This is a genomic window from Curtobacterium sp. TXMA1 (genome assembly GCF_020162095.1).
Taxonomy (GTDB): Bacteria; Actinomycetota; Actinomycetes; order Actinomycetales; family Microbacteriaceae; genus Curtobacterium.
Genome location: NZ_CP083910.1, coordinates 200961 through 215433 on the forward strand (window position 1 = coordinate 200961; position 14473 = coordinate 215433).

General features: G+C 71.2%; 13 protein-coding genes. 7 read left to right on the forward strand and 6 right to left on the reverse strand.

Annotated features, from left to right (window positions below; translation table 11 throughout):
* Nucleotides 1-13: 13 nt before the first annotated feature.
* Complete coding sequence (locus LCG91_RS01085) at nt 14-1063, reverse strand: LacI family DNA-binding transcriptional regulator (RefSeq protein ID WP_224442200.1); 1050 nt, start codon at nt 1061-1063, stop codon at nt 14-16.
* 183 nt (nt 1064-1246) lie between these two features.
* Between LCG91_RS01085 and LCG91_RS01090 the strand changes: the two genes are divergently transcribed.
* From LCG91_RS01090 to LCG91_RS01115, 6 genes are all read left to right on the forward strand, one after another.
* A complete protein-coding gene (locus tag LCG91_RS01090) occupies nt 1247-2497 on the forward strand; it encodes an extracellular solute-binding protein (protein ID WP_224442201.1) in 1251 nt (416 codons plus the stop codon).
* A 62-nt stretch (nt 2498-2559) separates the two neighbouring features.
* Nucleotides 2560-3531, forward strand: a complete 972-nt coding sequence (locus LCG91_RS01095; protein ID WP_224442202.1) for a carbohydrate ABC transporter permease — start codon at nt 2560-2562, stop codon at nt 3529-3531.
* Nucleotide 3532: 1 nt separating this feature from the next.
* Nucleotides 3533-4426 carry a carbohydrate ABC transporter permease gene (locus LCG91_RS01100; RefSeq protein ID WP_411955819.1) on the forward strand — a complete coding sequence of 298 codons (894 nt, stop codon included), beginning with the start codon at nt 3533-3535 and terminating at the stop codon, nt 4424-4426.
* Nucleotides 4427-4458: 32 nt separating this feature from the next.
* On the forward strand, nt 4459-6381 hold the full coding sequence (locus tag LCG91_RS01105) for a glycoside hydrolase family 127 protein (RefSeq protein ID WP_058728137.1): 1923 nt from the start codon (nt 4459-4461) through the stop codon (nt 6379-6381).
* A gap of 77 nt (nt 6382-6458) precedes the next feature.
* Entirely contained in the window at nt 6459-6680 is a 222-nt protein-coding gene (locus LCG91_RS01110) for a LacI family DNA-binding transcriptional regulator (protein ID WP_318010447.1), read from the forward strand.
* Nucleotides 6681-6764: 84 nt separating this feature from the next.
* Nucleotides 6765-8528: a hypothetical protein gene (locus tag LCG91_RS01115; RefSeq protein WP_224442203.1), complete on the forward strand. Its 1764-nt coding sequence runs from the start codon at nt 6765-6767 to the stop codon at nt 8526-8528.
* A gap of 90 nt (nt 8529-8618) precedes the next feature.
* Here LCG91_RS01115 and LCG91_RS01120 read toward each other — a convergent pair whose 3' ends face one another.
* On the reverse strand, nt 8619-9038 hold the full coding sequence (locus LCG91_RS01120; RefSeq protein ID WP_224442204.1) for a BLUF domain-containing protein: 420 nt from the start codon (nt 9036-9038) through the stop codon (nt 8619-8621).
* A gap of 129 nt (nt 9039-9167) precedes the next feature.
* On the opposite strand from LCG91_RS01120, the gene LCG91_RS01125 reads away from it, so the two are divergent.
* Complete coding sequence (locus tag LCG91_RS01125; RefSeq protein WP_224442205.1) at nt 9168-10073, forward strand: carbohydrate kinase family protein; 906 nt, start codon at nt 9168-9170, stop codon at nt 10071-10073.
* Nucleotides 10074-10166: 93 nt separating this feature from the next.
* Here the strand turns inward: LCG91_RS01125 and LCG91_RS01130 are convergent, their stop codons facing one another.
* The 4 genes from LCG91_RS01130 to LCG91_RS01145 all read right to left on the reverse strand — a co-directional run bounded on the left by LCG91_RS01130 (nt 10167) and on the right by LCG91_RS01145 (nt 14399).
* Complete coding sequence (locus tag LCG91_RS01130) at nt 10167-11090, reverse strand: PfkB family carbohydrate kinase (RefSeq protein WP_224442206.1); 924 nt, start codon at nt 11088-11090, stop codon at nt 10167-10169.
* Nucleotides 11087-12571 carry a purine-cytosine permease family protein gene (locus LCG91_RS01135; protein ID WP_224442207.1) on the reverse strand — a complete coding sequence of 495 codons (1485 nt, stop codon included), beginning with the start codon at nt 12569-12571 and terminating at the stop codon, nt 11087-11089. Before LCG91_RS01135 ends, LCG91_RS01130 begins: the two co-directional genes overlap by 4 nt.
* A gap of 104 nt (nt 12572-12675) precedes the next feature.
* Nucleotides 12676-13692, reverse strand: coding sequence for an ADP-ribosylglycohydrolase family protein (locus LCG91_RS01140; protein ID WP_224442208.1), 1017 nt, complete (start codon nt 13690-13692; stop codon nt 12676-12678).
* Nucleotides 13689-14399 (reverse strand): GntR family transcriptional regulator, encoded by a 711-nt coding sequence (locus LCG91_RS01145; RefSeq protein ID WP_224442209.1) that lies wholly within the window; start codon nt 14397-14399, stop codon nt 13689-13691. The genes LCG91_RS01140 and LCG91_RS01145 overlap by 4 nt, the downstream gene beginning before the upstream one ends.
* Nucleotides 14400-14473: the final 74 nt, after the last annotated feature.

Sequence of the window (14473 nt, forward strand, 5' to 3'; positions counted from 1 at the left end):
AGCGAAGCACGGCTCAGGTCCCGTCGGCCCCCGCCACGGTGGACCCCCGCACCACCAGGGAGACCGGGTTCCGCACCCGCCCCCGCCGCACCGTGCCCTCGATCGTGTCGACGAGCGCGCCGGCCGCCAGCCGACCGAGCTGCTGCAGGTCCATGTCGACGCTGGTGAGCTGCGGGCGGGCACCCTCGACCAGGATGTCCCAGTTGTCGAACCCGACGACGGCGACGTCCTCGGGGATGCGTCGCCCGGACTCGCGCACGGCGTCCATGACGCCTCGGGCGATGTGGTCACTGCCGGCGACGATCGCGTCGAGGTCCGGATGGCGCTCGAGCAGCCGCTCGGCCGCCTGTCGCCCCCACGTCTCGTTCCACTGTCCGAACACGAGCCCGGGACTCCCGACGAGCTCGAGCCCGTGTTCGTCGAGCGCGGCGGCGGCGCCCCGGAGGCGATCCCGTGCTGCGGCGTAGGTGTCCTCACCGTTGACGATCGCGATGCGCTTCCGACCGGTCTCCACCAGGTGGTCGACGGCGATCCGTCCGGCGAGCTCGTTGTCCGGTTCGAAGGACAGGTCCTGCTCGTCGGTCGAGGGTGCGTAGACGTACACGACGGGGACGTCGGGCTTCGCCTGGAGCGGGGGCCGCGGGTTCGTGGTCCGACCCACGATGAGCACCCCGTCGACCCGCCGGGTGAGCAGCGACTGCAGCTGGAGCTGCTCGCGCATCGCGCTGTCGCGGGCGTCGGCGAGCAGGACGCTGAGCGACCCGGCGCCGAAGGCGTCCTCGGCCCCGAGCAGGATCGGCAGCACGAAGCGGTTGTCGAGGTCGCTCGTGAGCATGCCGATGGTGTTCGTCGAGGCACGGTTCAGGGCGCGAGCGAACGGGTTCGGGGTGAAGGACAGGGCGGCTGCGGCGGCGAGCACGGCCTCCCGCGAGCGGGCGCTCACGTGGGCGCGACCGTTGAGCGCCTTCGACGCCGTGGCCACCGAGACGCCGGCGGCGCGGGCGACGTCGGCCAGTGTCACGGTCTCGACCGTCGTCGCGGTGCGGTGATCCTCGTCGTCCATCGGCCCCTCCGAAACCAGTTTACGAAAGTTCTTGACACCGCTGCAAGCCTGCTCGTACATTGCTCCCGAAACCGGTTTCGGTTCCGCTCGACGACGAGTTCCTCCCCGGAGGTGCACTCGGTGGGGTGGACGCGGCCGGACCCGAACGGCGATCACGTCGCATTCAGAGAGGAACCCGTGATCATGCGCACCAAGACTGTTGTCCGCATCGGCGCGCTGGTGGCAGCAGCCAGCGTCGTCGCCGGTCTCACCGGATGTTCTGCCCAGTCCTCCGGCTCCGGTTCGTCCGACGCCGCGAAGGGCACCTACACGTTCTGGGACCCGTACCCCCAGTACGACGCCTCGTCCGCGTGGGGCAAGCTCGTCACCCAGTGCGGTCAGGACGCCGGCGTCACCGTGAAGCGCACCGGGTACGACACCTCGGACCTGACGAACAAGGCGCTGCTCGCCGGACAGCAGGGCAAGTCGCCCGACGTCCTGCTCGTCGACAACCCGGTCGTCTCGACGCTGGCGCAGGCCGGCATCATCACCGACACCGGGACGAACGGTCTGAAGACCGGCGACATCGCCGAGAACATCCTCGGCGCCGGTGTCATCGACGGCAAGACGTACGGCGTCCCGATCGGCGCGAACACCCTTGCGCTCTACTACAACCCGAAGGTGCTCGAGGCAGCCGGCGTCGACCCGGCGTCCGTGAAGGACTGGGACTCGCTGACGGCGGCGCTCGCGAAGGTGAAGGCGGCCGGCAAGAAGGGCATCACGTTCTCGGGCATCAACACCGAGGAGGGCTCGTTCCAGTTCCTGCCCTGGTTCTGGGGCGCCGACGCCGACCTGACCAAGCTCGACTCAGCAAAGGCAGAAGAAGCGCTGAACCTCTGGAAGGGCTGGATCGACGAGGGCTACGCGCCGAACTCGGTCATCCAGAACACCCAGACCACCAGCTGGCAGGAGTTCCAGTCGGGCGACTTCGCCTTCGGCGAGAACGGCACGTGGCAGAAGGACGCCGCCAAGGAGATGGGCGCGGGCGTGATCACCATCCCAGCCAAGGACGGCGGTGCCGCCCCGGTGCCGACGGGCGGTGAGTTCTTCACGATCCCGGTGCAGAAGGACGACGCCCGCTACGCCACGACCAAGAAGATCGTCGAGTGCCTGTCGTCGGGCGACAACGTCGTGAAGACCGACAACACGCTCAACTACATCGCCGCGTCGAAGGACCTCCAGCAGCAGCAGCTGTCCGGCAACGCCGACCTGAAGACCTGGATCGAGGCCGTCGGCGCCGCCCGCGCCCGGACCGGGGACAACCTCGGCGTGAAGTACCCGGTCATCTCCGAGCAGCTCTGGACGGCCGTGCAGAAGGCCGAGTCCGGGTCGGCGTCGACGTCCGACGCGCTGCAGGCGGCGCAGCAGGCCGTCGACTCGAAGCTGCAGAAGTAGCCCGTAGCGGCAGCACCCAGCACCGTCACCACCCGCACCACCGAACGGAAGCCGACACGACCATGACGACCGACACGACGTCACTGCGACCGTCGGCTGCGCGTACCCGGGCCGAGGAGACCACCTCCTCGGCCCGAGGCCGCCGCGCCCACGCGCAGCGGAGAGCGCAGCTCACGGCCTGGGCGTTCCTCGCCCCCGTCGCCCTGTACCTCGTGCTCTTCTACGCGTACCCGCTGTGGAAGAACATCGAGCTGAGCCTCAAGCACTACACGGTGGCGTCCTTCGTCTCCGGCAACGCCCCCTTCGTCGGCCTGCAGAACTTCGTCGACGTGTTCTCGAACGCGACCTTCGGACCGGCGATCTGGCACACCACGGTCTTCGTGCTCGTGTCGATCGTCGTGCAGTTCGGCCTCGGGCTGGCCCTGGCGGTGTTCTTCCACCACCACTTCCCGCTGTCGGGGCTGCTGCGCGCCCTGTTCCTCGTGCCGTGGCTCCTGCCGCTGCTGGTGTCCGCGAGCACGTGGTCGTGGATGATGAACAGCGACTCGGGCATCATCAACGCGTTCCTCGAGGCGGTCGGCATCGGGCAGATCAACTGGCTGACCTCGCCGGACTGGTCGCTCTTCGCGGTCCTGGTCGCGAACATCTGGATCGGCATCCCGTTCAACCTCGTGATCATGTACTCCGGCCTGCAGGGCATCCCGGGGGAGCTGTACGAAGCGGCGTCCTTGGACGGGGCGAACGGCTGGCAGCGATTCTGGCGGATCACGTTCCCGCTGCTCCGTCCGGTCACGGCGATCACCCTGCTGCTCGGCTTCGTCTACACGCTCAAGGTGTTCGACATCATCTGGATCATGACGAAGGGCGGCCCCTCCGGCTCGTCCACCACGCTCGCCATCTGGTCCTACCAACTGGGCTTCGGATCGCTCCTGCCCGACTTCAGCTCCGCCGCGACCGTGGGCAACGTGCTCATCGTCATCGCCCTGGTCGTCGGCCTGATCTACGCGCGCGTCCAGCGCCGCCTGGAGGTGTGAGATGGCCACCACGACCGTCACCCGAGCCGTCACGACCCGCTCTGCCCGCGGCGCACGACCCCGCGGAATCGGGACACCGCCCGCGACGAAGCGCTGGTGGCGGACCGCGCTCGGGATCGTCTTCACGGCGGTGATGCTGTTCCCCGTCTACTGGATGGTGAACGTCTCGCTCACCCGCGACCAGGACATGCGGAAGAGCCCGCCGAACCTCATCCCGATCGACGGGACCCTGCACGGGTACACGACCGTGCTCGGCCAGCAGCTGCCGTTCCTCGGGACGAGCCTGGTCGTCGGCCTCGGCACCGTGGTGCTCACGCTCGGACTGTCCGCCCCGGCCGCGTACTCGCTCGCCAAGCTGAACCCACGTGGCGGCGGTGCGATGAGCTTCGTGCTCCTGATCGCGCAGATGATCCCCGCGATCATCATGGCGATGGGCTTCTACACGATCTACGTGCAGCTCGGGATCCTCGACACCGTCTGGGGGCTCGTCCTCGCCGACTCCACGATCGCGGTGCCGTTCGGGGTGCTCATCTTCACGGCCTTCATGCGGGGCATCCCCGACGAACTGCTCAACGCCGCGCGCATCGACGGCGCGAGCACGTGGCGCACGTTCACCGCGGTCGTCATGCCCGTCAGCCGCAACTCGGTGGTGACGGTCTCGCTCTTCAGCTTCCTGTGGGCGTGGTCGGACTTCCTGTTCGCCAACACGCTCGACGGCGGCGGGAACGCGAAACCGATCACCCTCGGTATCTACGCCTACATCGGCAACAACAACCAGGAGTGGAACTCGATCATGGCGACCGCCGTCGTCGCGTCGATCCCCGCAGCGGTGCTCCTCGTCCTCGCCCAGCGCTACGTCGCCGCCGGTGTCACCGCCGGCGCGGTGAAGGACTGACGTACCCGCACCCCACGTCCCAGGAGGACATCGTGACCATCACCCACACCACCGTCGCGGCCGGTCCGGTCGTGCCGTCGACCGGCGCGCTCCGCCCCCTGCCGCTCGGCGACCTCCGCCTGACCGGCGGCTACTGGGCCGACTGGCAGCAGCGGAACGCCGACACCGTGATCCGGCACTGCGAGACCTGGATGGAGCGGATCGGCTGGACCGGCAACTTCGACGCCGCCGCCACCGGGGAACCGTTCGACCACGCCGGCATCGAGTTCGTCGACTCCGAGGTCTACAAGCTCCTCGAGGCGATGGCCTGGCAGCTCGGCGTGCAGCCCGACGACGACCTGGCCGAGCGCTACGACCGGCTCGTCGAGCGCGTGGCCGGGGCGCAGGACGCCGACGGGTACCTGCACACCAGCTTCGGTCGACCGTGGCAGCGGCCGCGGTGGTCCGACATGGAGTGGGGACACGAGCTCTACTCGATGGGGCACCTGATCCAGGCGGCGGTCGCGCGGCTGCGCACCGCCGGTGGCGGACGGCTCGTCGACGTGGCGGTCCGCCTCGCCGACCACCTGGTCGAGGTGTTCGGCACGGATGGACGGGAGGCGGTGTGCGGCCACCCGGAGATCGAGCCGGCTCTCGTGGAACTCGGCCGGGCGACCGGTGATCGCCGGTACGTCGACCTGGCGCGGACCTTCGTGGACCGACGGGGCCACGGTCTCCTCGCGCCGATCGAGTACGGCCAGGAGTACTTCCAGGACGACGTGCCCGTCCGCGACGCGGACGTCCTCCGCGGGCACGCCGTGCGGGCGCTCTACCTCGCGGCGGGCGCGGTCGACGTCGCGGTCGAGACCGGCGACGCCGACCTGCTCCGCGCCGTCGAGACGCAGTGGGCGAACACGGTCGCCAAGCGCACCTACCTGACCGGTGCGATGGGCGCCCACCACCAGGACGAGGCCTTCGGCGCCGACTTCGAGCTGCCGCCGGACCGCGAGTACGGCGAGACCTGTGCGGCGATCGCGTCGAACATGCTCTCGTGGCGGCTGCTGCTCGAGACGGGGGAGTCGAAGTACGCCGACCTGATCGAGCGGACGCTGTACAACGCCGTGATGGTCGCGCCGCGCGAGGACGGCAGGGCGTTCTTCTACGCGAACACCATGCACCAGCGGGTCGAGGGCACCGTGCCGCCGGAGGACGAGGTGGTCCGGCGTGCCCTGTCGAGCCTGCGCGCCCCCTGGTTCGAGGTGTCGTGCTGCCCGACGAACCTGTCCCGCACGCTCGCCAACGTGCAGTCGGTGTTCGCGACGGTGAGCGACGACGGCCTGCAGCTGCACCAGTACGGCGACTACGAGGTCGACACCGTGGTGGGCGACGGCACCCGTGCGGCGTTCTCGGTGCGGTCGGACTGGCCGTACTCCGGCACGGTCGAGGTCGTCGCGACCGCCGACTCGAAGGGGCCGGTCGCCCTCCGGCTGCGGGTGCCGTGCTGGTCTTCGGGCGCCACGCTCGACGTGGTGGACCAGGCGGTGCCCGTGGAGGGGGACACCGTGACCGTGACGAGGTCCTTCACCGCCGGGGACCGCGTCGTCCTCGACGTGCCGGTCCGCGCGCGGGTGACCGTGCCGGACGTCCGCATCGACGCCGTGCGCGGCACCGTCGCGGTGGAGCGCGGCCCGCTGGTGTACGCCCTGGAGTCGACCGACCTCGGCGCCGACGTCCGCGACGTCACGGTGCCGGCCGACGCCGAACCCGTCGATGGCGGGTCCGACGACGTGCGCATCGCGGTGCGGGTGCATGCGGTACCGGAACCCACGTCCCTGCCCTACCGGGAAGGAGCAGGTCCGGCCGACCGGGCCAGCTCGGCCCAGCCTGCAGAGAGCCGGACCGTGCGCCTCGTCCCCTACGCGTCCTGGGGCAATCGCGGCCCCTCGACCATGCGGGTGTTCATCCCGGTGGAGTAGCTCCCGCAGCGCCGAGTCCCTGATCCGCTCGGTGCTGCGGGTCCCACACGCCGGAGGGTGAGCCGAGAGGAGGAGCGATGACGCTCGACGGCACCGAGAGACCGACCATCTACGACGTGGCGAACGTCGCAGGCGTGTCCCACCAAACGGTCTCACGTGTCTTGAACTGCCCGGAGACCGTCCGGCCCGCAAACCGCCACCGCGTCCTCGCGGTCATCGCCTACCTGGGCTACGAACGCAACACCGAAGCCGAACGCCTCGGCCGACTCCACAAGCACACTGCCGACAACGCGGACTGACCCCACAAGCCTCCTGCTCGACGCTCACGCCGAGCGGGCACCACACCGTTCCGGGACCACCCGGAGCACCACGAGGAGGAAGCAATGACGCATCTTCGACCATCCACCCGATCCGAGCGCACTCGGGGTCGACCGGGCCGGACCGCAGCGGTCCTCTCGGCGATCGCCGTCGCCGGGACCGCGGTCTTCGGCTTCGGCGCCCCCGCCTTCGCCGCCGGCAACACCCTGACGGTGAACGTCGGGACCACCGTCCGCCCGGTCACGCACGTCGCGGCCGGCGGCCTGTACGGCGTCGACACCGGCGACACCCCGCCGCTGGAGCAGCTCTACCCGCTGCACGTCAACACCTTCACGCAGCCGCCGCCCGGCACGCAGCAGCTCGGCAACGGTGCAACGCACCCCTGCTGCGACGGTCTGCAGGTCGCCGACAAGATCACCGCCGCCGGCGGTCAGCAGTACCTCCGGCTCCCCGACATCTTCAGCACCTTCCCCTACAACTGGGTCAGCTGGTCCGACTGGGAATCGAAGATCAGGACGATGATCACGGCCCGGGTGAACGCCACCAGCACCACGAACATCGCCGGGTACGAGATCTGGAACGAGCCGGACGCCAACTGGGCCGAGAGCACGAAGAACGACCCGAACGCCGGCACCTACCTGAACGCCTGGACGCGGACCTACCGCGACATCCGCGCGATCGACACCAAGACGCCGATCATCGGACCCGGCGCCAGCGCGTACGACCACGACTTCATGGTCGGGTTCATGACGAACGCGAAGAACACGAACACGCTGCCGTCGGTCGCGGTCTGGCACGAGCTCGGGGACTTCAGCTACCAGGACGTGCAGGCACACGTCGCCGACTTCCGTGGCATCGAGGACTCCCTCGGGCTGCCGCACATCCCGATCTCGATCAACGAGTACGCTTCGCCCGGCCAGGTCGACCAGCCGAGCATCGGCGTGCACTACATGGCAGCGTTCGAACGTGCCGGCATCCACGACGCCGAGCGGGCGTACTGGTACGAAGCCGGCACCATGGACGGGCTCCTGTACAACAACCTGCCGACGGCGTCCTACTGGGCCTACAAGTGGTACGGCGACCAGTCCGGCAACGTCGTGCAGACCGTCCCGCAGTCGTACCTCGACGGTGTCGCCTCGTACGACGCCAGCCGGAAGCAGGTGAACGTCGTCTTCGGTGGCGACAGCGGATCGAACACGGTCAAGGTCAACGGACTGGCGGGCCTCGGCAACCAGGTGTCGGTGCAGCTCTCGTCGACGAACACCACGGGCCGGATGACCAACCAGGCCGCCCCGAACCTCGTCTCGACCACGACCTACAGCGTCGTCAACGGTTCGATCAGCGTCCCGGTGTCGAACATGGACGCGGTCGCCGCCTACCAGCTGCTCATCACGCCGACGACCGGCGTGCCCACCTACCAGCAGACGTACGAGGCGGAGAACGCGACCGTCGTCAACGCCAGCCGCCTGTCCTCGTCCACCGCGTCGAACGGCGGCTACGTCGGCCGGATCGACAACTCCGGTGATGCTCGGACCGACAGCTTCGTGGACTTCCTCGTCAACGTGCCCACCGCGAAGGCGTACACGATGACGATCAAGTACGCGAACGCCACCGGCGCGACGGCGACGCAGGGGCTCGCCTACAACGGCGGCGGGTTCTCCACGGTGAGCTACCCGCCGACCACCTCCGGGTGGGGCAACCCCACGGGCAGCGTCGACGTCGCGGTGCAGCTGAAGGCGGGCTACAACGTGATCCGCCTCGCCAAGGGAGCGCCGAACTACGGCGGTGGGACGGGCTACGCCGAGCTCGACAGCATCCGCCTGCAGTAGGCACCACCGCCGGGACGGGGTCGCGCACCACCGCGCGGGCCCGTCCTCGGCGACGGCCCGTCCCCAGCGCGGGCGGCGCGGTGCCGATCGTCAGCTGGTCGCGGGGCGGAACCACCGGATGAGCTCGCGGAGCGCCGGCAGCGAGCTGATCTGCGTGCCGTCCGTGCCGTCGAGGTCGTCGAAGGTCGTCCGGTACCCGGGTGCCTGCTCGACGTCGGTGTCCTCGGCCGGGTAGCCCATCGTCCACTCCGGGAACTGCCGCTCCTCGATGAGCTCCTCCATCAGCACGGTGACCTTGGTGTGCCGGTCGTCGTGCTTGATCGTCGCCATCTTCGTGCGGACGGCCTGGTCCGGCCCCTCGAGCAGCTGCAGGAAGTACCCGTTCCGGAAGAGCAGCACCCCGGTGATGTCGTTCTCGGCGTTGGCCCGGCGGCTCTGGGCGAGCAGCGCGGCGAGGTCGTCGTCGCCGAGGGGGCGGGTGGTGACGCTCGAGTAGATGAGGGACAGCATCGGGGCTCCTTGGTGGGGGTCGTGCCGGGTCCGTCAGTCAACTCCGCCGCACCCGTGCGTCCGCGGACCACCGGGGGACGACCGGACAGTGCGACGTCGCACGGGCACCCGGTCTGCCACGCTGGACCCGTGGACACCGTCATCGTCATCGGAGAAGCCCTGGTCGACGTGGTCGACCGCCCCGAGGGTCGCGTCGAACACCCGGGCGGCAGCCCGATGAACGTCGCCGTCGGCCTCGCTCGACTCGGCCGACCGGCCCGGTTGGTCTGCGCGCTCGGCGACGACGACCGCGGGGCCTCGATCCGGGCGCACGTCGGCGCGAGCGACGTCGAGGTCGACGCGACGGGGATCGACCGGACGTCCACCGCCGTGGCGACCATCGGCGAGGACGGCGGCGCGTCGTACGAGTTCGACCTGGACTGGCGGCTCGACCCGGTGCACGTGCCGGCCGGGACGCCGCTCGTGCACGTCGGCTCGATCGGAGCCGTGCTCGAACCGGGGGCACGCGCCGTGCTCGAGGCGCTGCGGGTCCGCCCGGTCGACGCCCTCGTGTCCGTCGACCCCAACGTCCGGCCGTCGATCACGCCGGACCGGGACGCCGTGCTCGCGACCCTGGAGCCGCTGTTCGCCGAGGCCGACGTGGTCAAGCTCAGCGACGAGGACGCCGCGTGGCTCTGGCCGGACCGCAGCGTCGACCAGGTGCTCGACGGGCTGCTCGCCCACGGGACGGCGCTCGCCGCGGTGACCCTCGGCGGAGCGGGGTGCGCGGTGGCGTCCACGCGGGCGCGCATCACCGTGCCGGCGCCGAGCATCGACGTCGCGGACACGATCGGGGCGGGGGACTCGTTCATGGCGGGGCTGCTCGCGGGGGTCCTGGCGCGGGGGAGTGCCCCGACTGCGCTCGACGCCGACGAGCTCGGCCGACTGGCGTCGCTCGCCCTGGCCTGTGCCGCGGTCACGGTGTCCCGCCCGGGTGCCGACCCGCCGACACGGGCGGAGCTCGACGCGGACGCCGCGGAGGTCCTGGGTGCCTGACCCCGATCGCCTGACCGCCTGACCGCCTGACCGCCGACCGCCGACCGCGCGGCCGTCGACCCGCGCGACCGCGCACCGGCCTGGCCGCGCGCCTCAGGCGTGCGCGGCCAGGAACGCGTCGGTCTCCGCTGCCGTCGGGGCCGTCGCCGGCCCCTGCCGCGTGACGGCGAGGGCGGCCGCGGCATTGGCACGCCGGACCGCGTCGACCAGCGAGCCCCCGCGCGCCAGGGCTGCGACGAGCACCCCGCCGTGGGCGTCACCCGCGCCGTTCGAGTCCACCGCGTCGACGGGGAACCCGGGCACCAGGACCGGGGCGCGCCCCGGTTCGGCGACCCAGCAGCCCGCTGCGCCGTCGCGGGCCAGCGCGGTGCCGCGGGCGGACGCGGCGATCTCGGTGACCGCGTCCGCGAGTCCCGCGGCCGTCGGTGCCATGAGCCGCGCCTCCCGGCCGTTGGCGCTGACCACGTCCGCACGGGCGATGACGGGGGCGAGCACCGCCGGAGGCAGCGTGTCGACCAGCGGCGACGGGTCGAGGACGACGCGGACCCCGTCGGGCACCGTCGTCAGCCAGTCGGCGATCGCGGGGCCGTTCACGGTGTGTGCCAGGCCGTAGCCGGAGACGAAGACCGTGTCGTCGGACCGGAGCGCGACGCGGTCGAGGTCCGCGCGACCGAGGCGGCCCTCTGCGCCGACGCTCGTCACGAAGGTCCGCTCGGTCGTCGCGTCGACGAGTGCCACGCAGTACCCGCTGTCGACGTCGTCGAGCCCCGGCTGCAGGACCTCGACCCCGGAGTCGACGAGCGCGGCTCGGACGACGTCACCGAACGGGCCGGTGCCGTACTGCCCGGCGAAGACCACCGGGAGTCCGTCGCGGACGGCGGCCACCATCGTGTTGAGCCCGCCACCGGCGGTGATCTCCGACGCCGAGGCGATGACGTCGCCACCGGGCTCCGGGATCGCGCCCACGCGCATGACGATGTCGACGATCACGTTGCCGACGGAGACGAGGCGGCTCACGCGCGCTCCTCGGGCGCGTGCACTTGGCCGCGGGCGCCGCCGCTGAGCAGGTAGACGACGGCAGCGACGACGAACGTCACGATCCAGCCGAGGCCGTTCGCACCGATCCAGCTGTCCGAGAGCGCCCCGACGAACACCGGGTCCGCGTCGCCGACCTGCACCGCGGTGAAGAGGAAGCCGACGACGATCGCGACGACCCAGGCGGCGAGGGCACCCCACGCGACACCGCCGCGGTACCAGTAGCGGCCCCCGGCGCGCAGGTCGAGCAGGGCGACCGGGTCGTACCAGCGTCGCTTCGCCATGTCGGCGATGAACACCCCGAGCCAGGCCGTGATCGGCACCGCGAGCACCGAGATGAACGTGATGAAGGGTGCGTAGAAGCCGTCGGCGACGAGCATGAAGTACATCGCCCCGAGGGTGGTGACGACCACGTCGACGGCGACCGCCCAGACCCGGGGCACCTTGATGCCGAGGGTGAGCGTGGTGAGGCTCGCCGAGTAGACCGACAGGTGGTTCGACAGCAGCAGGCCGCCGAACGCCGCGACCAGGTACGGGATCGCCATCCAGCTCGGCAGCAGGTCGCGGATGGCCGCCACCGGGTCGCCGGCCTGGGCGAGGGTCGGGTCACCGGCGGACACGAGGGCGCCGAGGCCGACCAGGACCACGAGCGGGATGCCGGCGCCGGCGGCGCTCGCGCTGACGAGCGCGCCCGCCTTCACCGAGATGCGGGTGTACCGGGCGATGTCCGCGCCGGCGGTCGCCCAGCCGATGCCGGTGCCCGCGGCGATCGTGCCGATGCCGATCACCATCGCGGCGACCGGACCCGCGGGCTGCGACCCGACGACGTCCCAGTCGACGCGGAGCACCAGGAAGACGGCGACGAAGACGTTGAGTGCGCCGAACACCCACGTCGCCCACTTCTGCACGGCGACGATGAACGCGTGGCCGAGCCCGGAGATGAGCACGGTCGCGACGACGAACACCAGGATGGCGACGATCGTCAACACGGGGTTCGCCTTCGCGTCGCCGTCGGTGCCGAACAGGATCGTGAAGAGCGACAGCAGCACGAACGCCGCCGTCGTGGTGTTCACGGTCTCCCAGCCGAGGCGGGAGAGCAGTGACACCGCGGTCGGGCCGATGTTCCCACGCACGCCGAACACCGCACGGCTCAGGGTCAGCCCGGGGGCGCCGCCGCGTCGCCCGGCGATCGAGATCACGCCGACGACCGCGAACGAGCCGGCGGCACCGATCACCGCGACGACGAGCGCCTGCCAGATCGTCAGGCCCTGGAACGCCACCAGGGTCGCGCCGAGGGGGAGTCCGAGGATCGAGATGTTCGCGGCGAACCAGACCCAGAACAGCGCGCCGGGGGCGCCGTTCCGCTCGTCGTGGGGCACGGGCTCGATGCCGCGCTGTTCGACGCTCGTCAGCGTGCCGCTGGAGAGCGTGCCGCCGGAGCGTGTGGTGGTGTCCTGGGCCATGGGGTCCTCTTACGTCGTCGGAAGGGTGCTGCAGGGGAGGTGGGGTGTGCGGGGAGGGATGACCGGACGGCGGCGGAGGGGGACCACCGCAGTCCGGGGTCGGGTCAGGCCCGGTGACGGAGCGCGAGCAGTCCGTCGACCAGCGGGCCGAGGTCGAGGTGGTTGACGGCCGTCACGGTGGTGACGGCGTCGGCGGGCCAGGCGGGCGGCCCGTGCACGGCGCCGAGCACCGCACCGGCCATCGCGGCGATCGTGTCGGTGTCGCCGCCGATCGACGCTGCCGTGCAGAGGGTCTCCCACGGGTCGAGGTCGAGCGCCACGAGGGCGAGTGCGGCGACGACGGACTCCTGGCTGGCGACGCTCGTGCCGATCAGCTGCGCGACGGTGTCGATCCGGTCGTCGGCCGGCACGGTGGGCAGGAAGCCGCGCGCCCAGGTGGTCCTGGCCGCGATGTCGCCACCGGCGACCCAGTGACCGCGGGCCGCGCCGATCGTGGCGGCGGCCACCGCGGCGTCGAGCGCCTCGGTCCGGGTGGCACCGTCGACGCCGGCGCTCACCGCGGCGGCGACCGCGCTCGCTCCGGCGATGCCGATTCCGGTGTCGTGCGTGACGCGCGACGCGTCCTGCACGGCGTCGACCAGGTGGACGAGGTCACCGGAGGCGACGGCGATCCCGACCGGCGCGATCCGCATCGCGGCGCCGTTCGTGGTGCCCGTGGATCCGGCCTCGGACGCCGGGACGCCGTCGAGGATCCGCTGCACGGCCGTCTTCGTGCTGGGACCGAGGAGGTCGAGCGATCCCTTGGCCTCCATCGAGCGTTCCCAGGCGATGAGCGCCTCGGCGAAGCGGGTGGGGTCGATGTGTCCGTCGCCCTCGAGGAGCAGCTCGGCGACCATGACCGCCTGCTCGGTGTCGTCGGTGATCGTGCCCGCGGGCATGCTGGCGGCGATCCGCTGGTGCGGTCCGGCGTCGGCGAACCCGGTGATCCTCCCGTGGTCGGCGCGGATCTGCGCGAGGGACATCGACTGCGTTGGCATGCCGAGGGCGTCGCCGATCGCGAGTCCGGTCAGAGCGGCGAGGGCGTGGGGCTGGTCGTTCACGGTGTCCTGTCGGGTCGTCATCGTGTCGTCCCGAAGCGCATGTGCAGGCGGAACCGGTCTGGGTCGAGGAGGCTGTCGACGCGCTCGACGAACGCGCCCTGGGCGGTGCGCGAGTCACGTCGGCTCCGGAGGAACGGGGTCCCCTCGGCGCGGTCGAGCAGGCGGGCGTCCTCGGCGTCGAGGGGCACGACGTCGACCCACTGCTCGGCGCTCGCCGGCACGAGGCCGGCCTCGGCGATGGTCGCCGTGAGCGAGTCCTCGACCAGTCCGTCGGTCGGTGCAGCGGCCAGGCGGCCGACGGCGGGCAGGATGCTCCGCTCGAGCGACACCGCCCGCCCGCCCACGACGGTGCGCAGCCGATCAACCGTGACGAACGCCGCGTCCGCAGCGTCCACCTCGGCCTGGAGGCCCGGATCGTCCACACGGGCGAGTCGCAGGATGCGGGTGGTCACCACTGTGCCCGAGGCGGCGATCGACCGCGCCCAGCCTCCCCGCGGGTCGAGAGCGGCACCGTCGAACGTGACGACCGAGCCGACGCCCCCGTGGGTCGAGATGTACTCGTCGTCGGCCAGATCGGCGAGGGCGGCGCGGACGGTGCCGCGGCTCACCGCGAAGCGGGCGGCGAGGTCGTGCTCGCCGGGCAGGCGCTCACCGGCGCGGTACCGACCCGTCGCGATCGCGTCGCGGAGGGCGTCGGCGACGAGGCGTCGCTTCGATGAGACGGGCATGGACAGCAGTGTACATGTACAAATCCTGTCCAGTACCACTCGTCCCCGCACGACGGGCGGGAGGCACGGTGCCA